Raw genomic sequence first — 15646 nt, 5'->3', positions numbered from 1 at the left:
AGGGGTTCAGAAAAACATAAGTGTACAGTGTAACGATATGAATTTCATTTGCACGTGTTTTCAATTAAAGCCGAAGGTGAGGCTTATAAAGCCGCTCCTTCATCTGTTACTGAATTAAATCATTTGGAGTTTCATTTAGTATTTAAACATCAGATGAATAGAAGCAAAACATCAAAAGTAACTTTAACAACCCTCTGTCGTAAACATCAGATGAATTTCACAAAACAGTTATTTATCACTTAGTTGTTTAGGTACTTGAAACAAGAAAAAATTATTATTGACTGATTTTACCTTGTTATTATACACTTGATTCAAAGTTAATCATCTGATGATTATTCAAGATCTGGCAAGTGAATTGGATTTCATATGACTAATTCCAATCTATTCGCCCAGGTTAAACATCATACAAATTTGAAAGGAGAGTAGAGTAGATTAGCTTGCATACTTACGAGTTAAGGTATTGTAACCAAATTGATCTAAACAAATTCAATATTGCCTATAAGTCAGATGGTTTATCACAAATATATGGTGGTATAAAACACCAGCCCTGAATAATAAAAGCGTCTACCTAAGGAGGCACTCTAAAATGAAAGCGGTTGTAAAAACAGAGGAAAATTATGGTTTCTCTTATATAGAAGTGGAGGAACCTAGACCAAAACCTCATGAGGTTTTAATTGAAGTAGAAGCAGCAGCTATATGTGGAACGGATATAAGTTACTATAAATGGGGGCAATCCGCTAAGGATTTTGCGTCAAAATTTAATGTGAAGTTTCCTTTTATTGTTGGTCATGAGTGTTCCGGGACGATCATTGAGGTGGGTAGTGAAGTTAAGAATAGAAAGATTGGTGACAGAGTAGCTTTGGAAACTCATATTCCTTGTGAAGAGTGTTTTCAGTGTCAAACAGGCAATGCTCATAATTGTATGAATATGGGTATTTATGGAACGAGTTGTGACGGCTGTTTTGCAGACTATGCAATTGCTCCGGCAAGTGTAGCATTTAAATTACCTGACTCTGTATCCTTCGAAGAAGGTGCCCTCTTTGAGCCAGCCGGTGTAGCTATGCGAGCAGTGGAAGAATCCCAAATTCAGCCTGGTGATACAGCCCTCATCTTTGGATGTGGAGCTATAGGTCTATTGGCTATAAAAATGTTGCTGGCATGTGGGGCTTCAAGAGTTATAGCAGTTGATATAGACCAGTACAGAGTGGATATGGCCAAAAGTTTTGGTGCTATTGGGGTTAATTCACTTAAAGAAGATCTTTCAGCAATTATTAAGGAACTGACGCCTGGCAGAGGTGGTGTAGATTTTATTTTTGAAATGACGGGTTCATCAAAAGTATATGAAACGTTGTTTGATTACCTTCGTTTAGAAGGAAGAGTCGTCACTGTAGGGCACCCTGGCGGTCCAATTCCAATTAATGTAACACAAAGCATTAATCTAAAGGGTGCTACAATTAAAGGATTATTTGGAAGACGTATTTGGGAAACATGGTGGAAATTGTCATCCTTAGTTGAGTCAAAAAAAATTAATATACTTGAAGTTGTAACACATCGTTATTCATTTTCACAAATAGATGAAGCATTTGAACAGGTAAATAAAGGTGCTGGAAAAATTATGTTCTTAAAGGATCAAAAACGTTTCTAAAAAACATAATATTCAGAACATAATTCACCAGAAAATAGCGCATTATAGCATTTAGAAAGAGTTAGCATCAATATGGAGGATCCATCCAGTACCAAGCTGAATAAACATTAGACCAAATATTGAAAGCGCTTCAAAATCCCTGCGTAACTGGGATGGGTCGTTGAAATAAATTGCACCAATGTTACTATACATTGTTTGATAACTAGAGTTGCACAAATTCTAAAACAATATCAGGAGTTGAATTTATGCAAATAAAAGCGGCAATTGATAAAATTCCTGCAGGCCTAATGCTAGTTCCTTTATTTATAGGATCTTTGATTCGCACACTCTTTCCAGAAGCATTTGAATCGCAAACATTTACACATTCTTTTACCGGGGGACTATTAACCGGCACGACAGCATTACTAGGTGGATTTTATCTATGTTTAGGCTCAACCATACGATTTAATGCAACTGGTTATGTGTTGAAAAAAGGTGGAGCCTTATGGTTTGGCAAAATAGGCACAACTTTTGCAATCGCTTTACTGATTAAATCTATTTTCCCTGATCAAAACAACTTATTTTTAGGACTATCCGCGTTAGCAATAGTTGCTGCTTTTTCTGATACAAATGGTGCTATTTATATGGCTCTTATGGGGCAATTAGGAAAGAAAAAAGAGGATATAGCTGCTTACTCCATCATGTCAATTGAATCTGGGCCATTCTTTACTATGTTAATATTAGGTATTGCTGGATTAGCAAGTTTTCCAATTTCCGCATTTGTCTTTACACTTCTTCCTCTACTTGTGGGAATGATTCTAGGAAATCTAGATGAAAAGATGCGAGATTTCTTAAGTAAAGGTGAGGACGTCTTTATTCCTCTCTTAGGTTTAGCAATTGGTGCTGGAATTAATTTAACCAATGTAGTGAAGGCAGGCTTATCTGGCATTTTTTTAGGTATAGCTGTTGTTATAATTACTGGAGTTGCTCTATTTATACTAGATCGAATTACAGGTGGAGACGGTGTGGGAGGTTTGGCGGCTTCAAACACCGCGGGGAATGCAGCTGCCGTACCATTATCCCTTGCAGCTGTTAATCCTATCTATAATGAAGTTGCTGTGAGCGCCACACTTCAAGTATCAGCGGCTGTTATCGTTACAGCGATATTATCCCCTGTACTAACCGTTTGGTATGCAAAACGAGTTGAGAAAAGAAAGGTACAGAATGTTGGAAATATTGGAATGTAAATGCTTGAACCCAAAATTGCAGCTAATTTAACTATATAATACTTGTAAGAACCAAAATTAAAAATAATAAAGGTGAATAAGAAAATGGATAACGAAATGGATTTAATTATGTCAGCTGCAGTTAATAAAGAAAAAACAAAAACAGCTGTAGATCAAGTAACGGACTACATTAAGCATAAGATCATTTATAAAGAGTTAAAGCCTAATGATAAGATTCCTACTGAAAGTGAATTAAGTGAAATTTTAGATGTTAGTAGAAGTTCAGTTCGAGAAGCATTAAAGATCTTGGAAGCTATTAATATTATCCAGATACGAAGAGGAGATGGTACGTATATTTCAGAACCGGAAGCTATATCTTTTTCTCAATCTCTATTGTTTAAAATAATCTTAAATAATATGCAACTTAAAGAATTAGTTGAGTTCCGTGAGCAGATAGAAGTAGCAGTAGTAAAATTAGCTATTACGTACGCTACTAAGGAAGATATACAAGGTTTAAAGACAATTCATAATTCTTTTTTGGAATGCATTGAAACCTATCCAGATGATTATAAACTCATTCATGAATTAGACTTGAGATTTCATAAAGCATTAGCTGCTTCAACTAAAAATAAGTTAATGGCAGAGATATATTTGTTTGCATTTGAAATTTTTTCGCCAATGATCTTAGAAAACTACGCTATTGGCCAAATAAAGGGCGAGGACAAGAAAACGACAATTGAAAATCATAGAATTCTTATTGAGGCACTAGAAAAAAAGGATCTTTATACTGGAATTTACGGTATACAAATGTCTCTTAAGTTGTGGATGAAATGGATTAAGAATAGGAATTCAGACAATACACCGAGTGAAAAAAATCAAACATTTTAAATTTTAGATGATAAATTGCCTCTTAATCTTTCTATTGTTACAATACGAAACAATTCACATTGTCAAGTGAAAGTTGCCGTCTATTTAAACAAAAATCTACTTGAAGAACCAGATAAAGAAGGATAGAAAGGAAGGTTGAGAATGACCGAAAAAAATCTATTGCTTGCTTTTTACGGGGATGATTTTACCGGTTCTACTGATGCAATGGAAGCGTTAGCTTCAAACGGCTACCGCACAATCCTATTTTTAGATATGCCTTCACCAGAGATGTTGGGAAAATTCATTGGCGTTCAATGTATTGGGATTCCAGGAACTAGCCGGGCTAAAAATCCTAATGAAATGGAACAAGAATTACGACCAATGTTCGAGTCATTATTTAAGTTGAAAACAGATGTGATTCATTATAAAACATGTTCAACATTTGATTCTAATCCAGAAATTGGCAGTATTGGGAAAGCGATTGAAATTGCGCTTGATTACACTGAACAACAAAAAGCAGTGCCGATTTTTGTTGCGGCACCACCACTAGGAAGGTATACACTATTTGGAAACCACTTTGCTAGAATGTATGATACCGTTTATCGGTTGGATCGACATCCAACGATGTCAAAACACCCGATGACACCTATGAACGAATCAGATTTACGAGTTCATTTAAACAAACAGTTTCAGACACCCAAGCAAATTGGTTTGATGGATGTGGTGGAACTCTCCGGTGATTATAGCCATGTTAAAGAAGTGTATGAGCAAAAATTAGCATCAAGTAATGACATCGTTCTTTTTGATGGAATGGATAATAGCCATTGTCAGAAGGTTGGCCGACTATTGTGGGAAAAAAGCCAAGAGGGTTTACGCTTCATAGTCGGATCATCAGGTGTTGAATATGCATTAACAGCTGAATGGAAGCGACGAGGATTGCAAGCATCAAGCAACAAAAAAGAGCAAATAAAAATTTCTGCTGTTAATCAAGTTCTTGTTGTAGCTGGTAGCTGCTCACCAATCACCAAAAACCAAATCGATTCTGCAATTGAAGCCGGTTTCGTGGGGATTCAAATTTCTCCGCAAGATATTATTAATAAAGAAGAACTACCAAAAGATTTATTGGATAAGGTAATTAAACATATTAAAAACGGTAAAAGTGTTATTTTATATACAGCTCGTGGATCAGAAGATTCTGCTATTGCTGAAACCCGCAGACTCTTTGATGAAATGGGAATAAAGAAAAGAGAATCAGGAGAGTTGATCGGCAGTCAATTAGGTAAATGGACTTTGGAAATTATGAAAATTACTAGTATTCGCCGAATCATTGTTGCTGGAGGAGATACTTCGGGTTTTGTGACAAAAGAATTGAAAATCTTTGCATTGGAAATGATTCTTCCGATTGATCCAGGTGTTCCACTGTGTTGTGGCTATTCATCAGATCCAACTATAAATGGTATTGAAATCGCTTTAAAAGGTGGGCAGATGGGCAGTACTGAATTTTTTGCGAAGATTAAGGAAGCTACTTCATCTGACGCGGAAACTTTAAATGATATGACCTTAAAATACTAAATATTAAGGAGTGTTACCATTTGAGCCAAGATCGTGTTTTTGCAACGTATCACATTGAGACGCCCTATGATTTGGAATATGCTGCAAAAGTCATGGCAGGTGAGCAATCTACCGGTACGTTTATTGCTGTTCCTGGAGAAACAGAAGAGCTTAAGGATCGCTTTGCAGCGAAAGTAGTTTCGATTGAAGAATTAGAGGTGGTTTCTTCTCCAACCTTGCCTGGTTCCAAATTGCCTCATGCATCAAATAAATCGATTTCATATCACCGAGGAAAGGTCGTGTTATCGTTCCCTTTACATAACTTTGGCCCTTCAATACCGAATTTATTGTCAGCTGTAGCAGGTAACTTGTATGAACTTCGTGAAGTTAGTGGATTAAGACTCATGGACCTGGAATTTCCAAATGCCTTTTTTGAAAAGTATCCCGGTCCAAAGTTTGGGATTGAAGGAACGAGAAAATTAGCCAATGTGTACAATCGTCCCCTTATTGGAACGATAATTAAGCCTAGTATTGGTTTAACACCAGATGAACTACGGGGAGTTGTAAGAGATTTGGCGTTAGCTGGGATAGACTTTATCAAAGATGATGAACTAAATGCTAACCCTCCATACGCTCCTTTGAAAGACCGTGTAACCGCTGCAATGGAAGAAATCGAGAGGGTTGCTGATAAAACAGGTAAAAAGTTAATGTATGCATTTAATATAACGGATGACATGGATCAGCTTGAACGTAATTATGAAACCGTTTTAAAAGCTGGTGGAAACTGCGTAATGGTCAGTATTAATAGTGTAGGGCTGGCAGGTGTTGCACATTTGAGGAAATTTAGTGAGGTTCCCATTCATGGCCACCGTAACCAGTGGGGAGCTATAACCCGTTGTCCGCAGTTAGGTATGGAATTTACGGCTTATCAAAAGTTATGCCGCCTGGTTGGAGTCGATCATTTACATTGTAACGCTATTAACAGCAAGTTCTATGAGTCTAATGAGTCCGTTATCAAATCGGTAAAAGATTGTATAACCCCAATGTTTGGCGGTTATACCGTGATGCCCGTATTGTCTTCCGGCCAATGGGCAGGAACTGCACCCATTTCCTATGAATCAATGGAAACAATTGATGTCATGCATTTAGCAGGTGGGGGCATCATTGGGCATCCAGGTGGCTCGAAAGCAGGTGTTAAAAGCATGATTCAAGCGTGGGAAGCAGCAGTTTCTGGTGTATCCCTTAATGAATATGCTGAGACTCACATTGAATTAAAGCAGGCCATCGAAAAATTTGGCAAATAAATAATAACTGCATATATTATTTTTTTCAATCTATAAAAATCGGAGGAGTACTCTGGTTTCGCAATCTATTTCAGTAACAATGATTCGGATTAATGATCCGATAATCGCTTTCCAATCCAAATTTAAAATTAATGAAGAATGATTTTACTTTTTTATTAATAGCAGAAGGATTGTATTTAAACTATGAGGTGTATTAGTAAAGATATATAAAGCTGTTTTTTTGTCGGGAAAAGTCAAGATATTATGATTTAACAAATCTATCAACTAAAAAGGATTTACACTTAAAGAGTAGATCCTTTTTTGTATTACAGAGAACTTGCTCAGCCTGAATGCAATATTCACGGAATTCTGCTTGGCTTTGGCTTCATTTTTGCCTCTGGGAGCGCAGAATGTGTTTATTTTTCAGCAAGGAGCATGGCAAAGGCATATTTGGCTGGCACTCCCCGCCGTCATCAGCGCTTCTGTCTGCGATACCCTGCTCATTGTATTAGCCGTAGCAGGTGTATCCGTCATTGTGCAAGAGCTGCCTGTGTTTGAGACCGTGATGATGGCCGGCGGATTTTTGTTTCTCCTCTATATGGGCTGGGTGACTTGGAACAGCCGACCGAAAGAAAACCAAACAGAGAAAAACAGGTTCACAGCGAAAAAACAAGCTGCATTTGCTGCCGCTGTTTCTCTTTTAAACCCGCACGCCATTCTGGACACGATTGGCGTCATCGGCACGAGCTCTCTTCAATATTCGGGGCTTGAGAAATGGCTCTTTATGGCTGGCTGCATCGCTGTGTCTTGGATTTGGTTTATCAGTCTTGCAATAGCGGGCCGGCTGTTTCAGTCAATAGATACGAGCGGCAGGCTTATGCTGATCGTAAACAAATGCTCTGCAGTGGTAATGTGGGCAGCAGCAGGATATTTCGGGGCATCGCTCTTCAGCAATTGAAGGAATAACAATTTGAAACAGCGAATTTATTAGAAAAGGAGGCAATGCTGATGACTGATGCAAAACAGCTTTATGACTACCATTGCTGGGCGAACAAGCGAATATTGAACCATATCGAAAACCTGCCGGAGGAAACGGCTTATCAAGAAGTAAAGAGCGTATTCCCTTCTATCAGCGGCGTGCTGCTTCATATGTGCAGGGCTGACTACATTTGGCTGAACGTTCTTTCGGGAGTGGCCTACCAAGAGATTATAGACGGCGCAGGCAAATTCGAGTCCGCGCATGTCAAGATGACAGCGATTAAACAGCACACTTCCGAGTTGGAATTACAGTATCATGATTTCTTCAGCCGCCAGACGGACTTAGAACAGACCTTCTCAATGCAGCATCCGAAACTCGGTACACTGGAATCAACCTATGCAGACACCATCCTGCATGTCGTCAATCACGGCACTTATCACAGAGGGAACGTGACGGCCATGCTGAGACAGCTGGGCCATTCAGGCGTACCTACTGATTATATGTACTATTTATATGAGAAAAGAGAAAGCAAGGGCTAAACTGTCCTTGCTTGTTTTGCGGAAAGCCTCAAATGCAACATATTCACTTTTACATACCGGTATAAGCACGCTTCACATCAAGCTGTACGGGCCTGCCGCTTCGAAAGGAATTGGTCGCGGCGATGCCGACTTCTAAATTGATCGTCGCATCGATATCTGTCACGATCGGTGTTGTTCCATTCCGGACACACTCAGCAAAATGCTGCAGCTCTAAGCAGTAGGCTTCATGAAAACGAGTTTGAAAGTCTGGGATAATATCATAGCTGCTCCCTTTCGCTGTCAGGATGGTCACATGTTGGTTTCTCAATGTCCCTATGAAAATACTGCCCTCTGTTCCGATAACTTCAGCCCGAATGTCATGTCCGTATGGAGACGTTCTGCTAGCCTCGACGTCCCCCGCAGCGCCGGAGTCAAATTCTAAATACGTCAGCGCCTGATCCACATCGCCGTACTTCTCCATAAACGGGTTGTTCAGGATCCTGCCGTGTCCTGAAACAGAAGTGATCTCCGCTCCGAGCAAAAAACGGGCAATGTCATAGTCATGGATGGAGCAGTCAATAAAAATTCCGCCGCTGTGTTTAATAAACTCTGCTGGAGGCGCTCCTTGATCACGTGTAAAGCCTTTATAATAGATGGGTTTGCCGATTACACCAGCGTCGATCCTCCTTTTGGCATCTGCGTATGCGGGATCGAATCGTCTCATAAAGCCCACTTGGCAAATGACTCCTGTCTCTTTCACTTTTTCGGAAACGATTTTTGATTCCTCAAGGCTTAATGTCAGCGGTTTTTCAACAAAGATCTGCTTGCCGTTCTCGGCTGCTTTGATGATGATATCACCATGTGTGCTTGTCGGAGTTACGATAATGACAGCGTCAATACCGGGATCTTCTAGCATCTCATACGGATCCTCTGACCAATTTTCGATGCCGAATTCTCTGGCTACCTGCTCCGCTCTCCCTTTCAACGGATCACCGACACTGACCAGCTTTGCCCCAGGTACACTGGTGAGAAGATTCTTCGCATGATAATAACCGAGCCTTCCTAATCCCAATACTGCACATCTTACTTGATGTTTCACGTCCCATCCTCTCCTTTATCTCATTTCAGGATCGCTTTAAGAAAGCGCTTTCTCTTAACCAGCTAAAAAAACAGCGGTCAATCCGCTTTCACTTTTTTGCGCAAGCGCTTTCTCAAAAGATGATTTCATTTTACACTGCCTTTTGTTTACACGCAATATGTTTTTTGGGGCTTCAACTGCCAAAATGAAAAGAACCCGCTCATTCGCGGGTTCATCTTTTGGGCGTTGATGTGGAATGCCTGATCACAAGCTCAGGCGGCAGCACAATTTTTTGTTTCGTCTTTCGTTTTCCTTCGATTGCTTCAGCAAGCAGTTCAATGACGCTCCGCCCCATGCCTTTAATGGGCTGGGCCACGGTGGTCAGAGGCGGGGCCGCCATTTCTGCAAGGATCGTGTTATCAAAACCGATGATGGAAAGGTCATCCGGCACTTTTATGCCTCTTATTCTCGCAGCTTGTATAGCAGCGCAGGCCAATACGTCGTTGAAGGCAAAAATAGCCGTTGGAGCGTTCTTATCCAGCAATTTTCCTGCTTCTTCCTTACCGCTTTCCAATGAAAATCGTGTCGGGACGATAAGCGATTCATCGACAGGCACGCCCGCTTCCTCCATCGCCTGGCGGAAGCCCTTGATTCTGTTTTTTTCACCCGTCGTTGACCCGTCTCCCACAATGCAGGCGATGTTCGTGTGGCCGAGTGACAGAAGATGCTTGGCAGCCTCATACCCGCCGCGAACGTCATCCATCACGACAATATCCATCGGGAGCAACGGCTTATCCTGTGAAATCATGGCAAGCGGAATTTGTTCGCTGGCGATTTCCTCCAAAGCAGACATGCTGTCACGATTCTCAATCCCTGTCGCAAAAATAATCCCGTCCACCTTTTTCTGCTTCAATACAGAAAAATATTTCGTTTCTTTTTTCGGATCGTAATCGGTGCTGCAAATCATCATTTGAAAACCGAGCTCATCCGCTCTTTCCTCAATGCTTTTGGCGAGTTCGCCGTAAAACGGGTTTGAAATATCAGGAGCCACGAGGGCGATCATATTCGTTCGTTTTCCCGTTAACGCCGCAGCGTGGACATTGGGCGTGTACGCCATTTCCTTCATGACATTCATCACCCTCTGCCGCGTTTTGCCGCTGATTCTGCCCGTATTGTTAATCACACGCGACACAGTTGTGATCGAGACACCCGCTGCCCTTGCTACATCGTAAATTGTTGTTTTCATGCTCATCCCTCGTCTGGTTATTGAACTTTCCGGCTGACAATTTTCCGGTATTCAATTGGTGAAATGCCTTCTATCTGCTTAAAGAGTTTTGAAAAGTATGTCGGATCTTCCATTCCCACCGTTTCCGCAATGACGCCCATTTTATCATTTGTAGAGGATAAAAGACGCTTCGCTTCCGTCATTCTCACCCGGTTCGTGTATTGTGCCGGCGTGACACCAAGCACCTGCTGCATGCAGCGGCTCACATAATCCTGGTTATAGTGAAGGGCAAGCGAGAGATCCTTGATTGTCGTCTTTTCCTTATAATGCTCCTGTAAGTACCGGGCAGCTTCCCAGGCAACCCGCTCTTTTGCAGACGGAATTTGAAACGCCTCTTTCTGAAGATGCAGCATCAGCTCCTCAAATAAGATTTGCTTTCTGAGCGGCAAATCGGAGTTTTCCGCTGAGTAATCTATGAGCCTTTCAAACTGCTGCGCCATAAACTGCGGGCGCTGCACCTTGCCTTTTCTCGGCAAGGCCAGGCCGTAGCGGGCCGGCGTCTCGAAGCTCCCTTTTTCCTGCTGAAGCTCAGACCAGTTGCTCCCTCCCTTTGTCGTAAATTCATATTGATGTTCATCAAAGTGAAGCCAATAATAGGAGGTTGCTTCATCACTGCCCTTCGTCCCGTAGTGTTCAAGACCGGGAGAAAGCAAGATGTACTCGCCGCCTTCAACAGAAAACGATGTTTCATTTTCCGTTATATATAACGTTCCCTGTTTGACGTATATTAGATCAAACACAGAGAATACACGGTTCACATGGGTTTCTCCCCTTTTAAAAACCCCTTCTCCGGCTGCGATAAATACCGGAAAAGGCGGGACTGTAAACAGGATGCGAGGCATTTGAATCATCCTCCCTTTTAAGTCGGATTTTTGCAAGAAGTATCGTTTCTCTCCCTTTTTATTATAAGGAAATGGAGGTACACTTTAAAACGTTGATTTTATTTACGAAAGGGGTTAGACACTATGAAACAAGCTGTCTTCAAATCAACTGCTTTGAAAAAACCCGCTGACAAATCGTTCTCATTATTTTCGCTTACTTGGCCGATTTTCATCGAGGTCTCATTATATATGTTTATGGGTAATGCCGATACACTGATGCTCAGCCAATATTCAGATAACAGTGTGGCAGCAGTCGGCGTCAGCAACCAGATTTTGAATTTAATTATCGTGATGTTCAGCTTTATCGCAACAGGAACGACCGTTGTGATTTCACAATTTTTAGGGTCACGGCAAAAGAAAGAAGCCATGGAAGTCGCTTATGTGTCAATCGGCGCCAACTTCTTCATCAGCCTCGCCATCAGCGCCGTTGTCTTTTTCGCGGCTGTCCCGCTGCTTCATATGATGGGATTATCAAACGAGCTAATGCCTGATGCGAAAGTCTTTTTACAAGTTGTCGGAGGTCTGTCCTTTATTCAGGCTTTAATCATGACATTCAGCGCAATCTTAAAAAGCTACGGCTATACTAAAGATACAATGTTTGTCACAATCGGCATGAATATTTTAAACATTGCCGGAAACTTTGTTGTGATTTTCGGTTTGTTCGGCTTTCCTGTTCTCGGCGTTGCCGGTGTAGCCATGTCTACATCCATTGCCCGCGTCATTGGATTAATTGCCATGATTGTCATTGTCAACAAACGCATCCAGCTGAAAATGTCTCTGAAAAAAGTCTTTCATATGCATAAAGACCATTTGCGCAAGCTGCTGAAAATCGGCATCCCTTCTGCTGGTGAACAGCTTTCATACAACCTGTCGCAAATGATTGTCACTTATTTTATTGCGATCATGGGCGCGCAGGCGTTGACAACAAAAGTATATACGCAAAATATTACGATGTTTATTTTGCTGTTCGGTACCGCGATCAGCCAGGGCACACAAATTTTAATCGGCCGCTATATCGGCGGCAAACAGTTTGATGCCGCTTATGAACGCTGCATGAAGAGCTTATATTGGGCACTCGGAATTGCTGCAGCTACATCTGTTTTAATGACGATCTTTTCAAAAGACCTGATCGGCCTCTTTACACAAAGCCCTGATATCATTGCGACTGCGAGCCTTTTGATTGCCATGACGATTATTCTTGAACCAGGCCGCTCGTTTAATGTCATTATCATTAACTCCCTGCGTGCCGCAGGAGATGCCAAATTCCCGGTTTACATGGCAATGATTTCGATGTGGGGCATCGGCCTCCCGCTTGCTTATTTATTCGGCATCCAGCTCGGATTCGGTCTTGCCGGCATTTGGATTTCCTTTATCGCGGATGAATGGGTCCGGGGAATCCTAATGTACAGAAGATGGCGCTCACGCATCTGGATTCAAAAAGGGATGGCGTAACACCCGGCTCAAACAAGGCCGGGCGTTTTTTATAAGTCAGACAGAATCCGTTTCGCTTCGTTCTCTGTGACGGCGTATTGATGTTGAAATACAACGTACTGCTCCGCCCGGATTTTTTCTAAAACAGCCCGGTACAAATGAAGGGCGGCTTTCACTGTTTTTTGCGAATATAGCGGGAATAGCGGCAAGGCATCCTGGCACTCCTCAAGGTAGGCTTCCGCTTCAAAAGCGATATACTCCCATGTCATGGTGAACGCCTTATTGACGACGCCCTTCTCAAGGTCATCTTCTGTATATCCAAATTGCTGCATCACCTGCCGGGGAATGCGGCTTTTTTGCTGTTGGTCCGTGCCGATATCCCTTAGAAGCCGAATCAGCTGAATCGCTAAGCCGAGAGAGCCGGCTGCATGTGTAAGCTGTTCCTGATGCCGGCGCGCCATAGTCGGAAGAAGCATTAATCCGGCCGCACCGCCCGTCTGGTATGCGTGCATGAGCAGTTCATCTAGGCTTTCGAACGGTTTATCCTCCGCCTTCTGTGCGGCAATGAACCCACGGAATGGCTCACTGTCCAATGTAAAGGTCTGATACGCGTGGCTGAAAGCCTTCCATAAAAAATGATTCCCGTTATATGTCCCGGAAAAAACATGTTCCGCCTCAGCTTCAATGGCAGATAACTTCTTCTCATCCGCATCGGCTGCCGTTAGGCAAAACGCCATAATTGCCCAAGCTGCCTGTCTTTGCTTCAGGGGAAGAAACGAGAATGCTTTGTAACAGGCCGGTTCGCTGACGCTTACGATCTGGCCGCACTGCTGATAGGCTTCTTTTATCTCTTTCATTTCTATTCACTCCTATGTATCACTGCTTCTTCAAGTCTATTATGTTTTCTCCCAATTGTATATGAAGAAAAAGCCGATTCCTTTGCGCAGAATCGGCTTTTTCTTTATCCTTCATCAATATCAATGCGGTACGCTTCAAACCATGTATGAATTTGAGCAAGATGGGCGATCAGCTGAGGCCCCTTCATGAGCTGCCCGAACCACGGAACCTTGAAGGAAGAGCCTTCCGTTTCTAAAAGCTGATCCAATTGCTTTCTGTCGAGCAGGGTATGGAGCACGGAGTCCTTTTGGCTTCTGATCGTTTTCAGCCATTCACTGACGCCTTTTGTATATTCCGGGTGATGTGTTTTCGGGTACGGGCTTTTTTTGCGATATAGAATGTCTTCAGGCAAAATCCCCTCAAGCGCTTTACGGAAAATGCCTTTTTCCCGGCCGTCATGCATTTTCATTTCCCACGGAATATTCCAAACATATTCCACAAGCCTATGATCGGCGAACGGCACCCGAACTTCAAGGCTCGCCCCCATGCTCATCCGATCCTTCCGATCCAAAAGGTTTGTCATAAACCAAAGCATATTTAAATAGAACAGCTGTCGCCTTGCTTTGTCCACACCCGTTTCTCCGTCTAATAATGGCGTTTCTGCCAAGGTTTCTTCGTATTTGGCATTTACGTATTCTTTTAGATTCAATTTTTTCTGCCATGAATCAGAAAGCAGCTTAATCCGTTCCTCTGTCGACCTCATCCATGGAAAGCCCGACTCAACGTCAGCCATATGAAACCATGGGTACCCGCCGAAGATCTCATCCGCGCACTCTCCCGACAGGCTGACGACAAAGTCCTTTTTAATTTCCCGGCAAAACCACAGCAGAGACGAGTCGACATCAGCCATTCCCGGCAAGTCTTTGACCAGCACGGCTTCTTCCAAATGATCGACGAGATCTTTTTGGCTGATCACGCATTTGTGATGCGTCGTGCCGAAGGCCTCTGTCATTTTTTCAATCCATGGTCCGTCATCATTGGGCTGAAAGGCGCTCGCTTGAAAAAATTTATCGTTCTCTTCGTAATCAATTGAATAAGTATGAAGCGGCGCTTTCCCTTCCTTTTCAAAATGGCCTGCCGCAATCGCAGTAATCGCGCTTGAGTCCAGTCCGCCTGATAGGAATGTACAAACCGGCACATCCGACACAAGCTGCCGCGTCACCGCATCCTGAAACAACGATCTGACACTGGCGACCGTATCACCAAAACCATCCGTATGTTTTTCGCTTTTGACATTCCAATAACGCCAAATATTCAGCCCGTCTTTGGAAAACGTCAGCGCGTGGGCCGGCCGGACTTCCTTAATGCCTTTAAATACGCCAGTACCCGGGGTTCTGGACGGTCCAAGCCCGAAGATTTCAGAAAGTCCTGTTCGGTCCACTTGCGCTTTTACCTCAGGGTGTGCGAGGATCGCTTTGATTTCCGACCCAAAGAGAAAAGAAGAGCCTTGCTTCGTATAAAAAAACGGCTTCACGCCGAGGCGGTCTCTCGCCGCAAACAGCAGATCACGCTTTTCATCCCATACAGCAAAAGCAAATATGCCATTGAGATGGTCTACACAGTCTTCCTGCCACTCAATGTAGCTGTGCAGCAGCACCTCGGTATCTGATGTCCGCTCGAACTGATGGCCCCGGGCCCGCAATTCTTTGCGCAGATCTTCCGTGTTATACAGCTCGCCATTGTAAATAATGGTGTACGTATTTCCTTTAAAGGTGCATGCCATCGGCTGGCGCCCGCCTTCAATATCAACAACCGCAAGCCTTTTATGTCCGAATAAAACATGGTGCTCCCCCCAAACGTTGGAATCATCAGGACCCCGTTTGGAAAGAGTGTCTGTCATTCTGTTGATCGTTTGTTTTTCCTGGACGAGCTGCTTTTTAAAATCGACCCAACCCGTAATTCCACACATGTAATATCAGCTCCAATCCCGTTTCTTTCGTAACAAATTCGTTTCATTCAGCACCTTAGTAAGTTTATGCATCAAAAGGCAGATAGTTGATTTGTCCATAAAAGAGTTGTATGAGAC

12 protein-coding genes and 1 pseudogene are annotated in these 15646 nt (G+C 42.6%); 8 read left to right on the top strand and 5 right to left on the bottom strand.

Going from position 1 to position 15646, the window contains the following annotated elements:
- Positions 1 to 586 precede the first annotated feature (586 nt).
- From MOC09_RS00930 to MOC09_RS00900, 7 genes are all read left to right on the top strand, one after another.
- Positions 587 to 1645, top strand: a complete 1059-nt coding sequence (locus MOC09_RS00930) for a zinc-dependent alcohol dehydrogenase (protein WP_268369273.1) — start codon at positions 587 to 589, stop codon at positions 1643 to 1645.
- Between the two features lie 245 nt (positions 1646 to 1890).
- Entirely contained in the window at positions 1891 to 2871 is a 981-nt protein-coding gene (locus MOC09_RS00925; protein ID WP_187955957.1) for a 2-keto-3-deoxygluconate permease, read from the top strand.
- A gap of 84 nt (positions 2872 to 2955) precedes the next feature.
- Complete coding sequence (locus MOC09_RS00920; protein ID WP_268357950.1) at positions 2956 to 3738, top strand: FadR/GntR family transcriptional regulator; 783 nt, start codon at positions 2956 to 2958, stop codon at positions 3736 to 3738.
- A gap of 141 nt (positions 3739 to 3879) precedes the next feature.
- Entirely contained in the window at positions 3880 to 5289 is a 1410-nt protein-coding gene (locus MOC09_RS00915) for a four-carbon acid sugar kinase family protein (protein WP_268369272.1), read from the top strand.
- 20 nt (positions 5290 to 5309) lie between these two features.
- The gene (locus MOC09_RS00910; protein WP_268357947.1) at positions 5310 to 6572 is read left to right on the top strand and encodes a ribulose-bisphosphate carboxylase large subunit family protein; all 1263 of its coding nucleotides are present in this window, start codon (positions 5310 to 5312) and stop codon (positions 6570 to 6572) included.
- Positions 6573 to 6864: 292 nt separating this feature from the next.
- Entirely contained in the window at positions 6865 to 7509 is a 645-nt protein-coding gene (locus MOC09_RS00905; RefSeq protein WP_419901061.1) for a LysE family transporter, read from the top strand.
- 50 nt (positions 7510 to 7559) lie between these two features.
- Positions 7560 to 8069 (top strand): DinB family protein, encoded by a 510-nt coding sequence (locus tag MOC09_RS00900; protein WP_268357944.1) that lies wholly within the window; start codon positions 7560 to 7562, stop codon positions 8067 to 8069.
- A 49-nt stretch (positions 8070 to 8118) separates the two neighbouring features.
- Here MOC09_RS00900 and iolX read toward each other — a convergent pair whose 3' ends face one another.
- The 3 genes from iolX to MOC09_RS00885 form a co-directional block, all read right to left on the bottom strand.
- Positions 8119 to 9147: a scyllo-inositol 2-dehydrogenase gene (iolX, locus tag MOC09_RS00895; RefSeq protein ID WP_268369270.1), complete on the bottom strand. Its 1029-nt coding sequence runs from the start codon at positions 9145 to 9147 to the stop codon at positions 8119 to 8121.
- A gap of 211 nt (positions 9148 to 9358) precedes the next feature.
- The gene (gene degA, locus MOC09_RS00890; RefSeq protein ID WP_268357940.1) at positions 9359 to 10372 is read right to left on the bottom strand and encodes a transcriptional regulator DegA; all 1014 of its coding nucleotides are present in this window, start codon (positions 10370 to 10372) and stop codon (positions 9359 to 9361) included.
- A gap of 17 nt (positions 10373 to 10389) precedes the next feature.
- Complete coding sequence (locus MOC09_RS00885; protein ID WP_268369269.1) at positions 10390 to 11253, bottom strand: AraC family transcriptional regulator; 864 nt, start codon at positions 11251 to 11253, stop codon at positions 10390 to 10392.
- Between the two features lie 123 nt (positions 11254 to 11376).
- Between MOC09_RS00885 and MOC09_RS00880 the strand changes: the two genes are divergently transcribed.
- A complete protein-coding gene (locus MOC09_RS00880) occupies positions 11377 to 12744 on the top strand; it encodes an MATE family efflux transporter (RefSeq protein ID WP_268357938.1) in 1368 nt (455 codons plus the stop codon).
- A 29-nt stretch (positions 12745 to 12773) separates the two neighbouring features.
- Here MOC09_RS00880 and MOC09_RS00875 read toward each other — a convergent pair.
- Both MOC09_RS00875 and asnB read right to left on the bottom strand, forming a co-directional pair.
- A pseudogene (locus MOC09_RS00875) lies at positions 12774 to 13603 on the bottom strand (phytoene/squalene synthase family protein).
- Positions 13604 to 13684: 81 nt separating this feature from the next.
- Complete coding sequence (gene asnB, locus MOC09_RS00870; protein WP_268369268.1) at positions 13685 to 15529, bottom strand: asparagine synthase (glutamine-hydrolyzing); 1845 nt, start codon at positions 15527 to 15529, stop codon at positions 13685 to 13687.
- Positions 15530 to 15646: the final 117 nt, after the last annotated feature.

Origin of the sequence: Bacillus sp. N12A5, from assembly GCF_026790125.1 — a bacterium.
Classification (GTDB): domain Bacteria; phylum Bacillota; class Bacilli; order Bacillales; family Bacillaceae; genus Bacillus.
The sequence above is the reverse complement of the archived record's forward strand: the minus strand, read 5'-3'. Positions and strand labels throughout refer to the sequence as shown.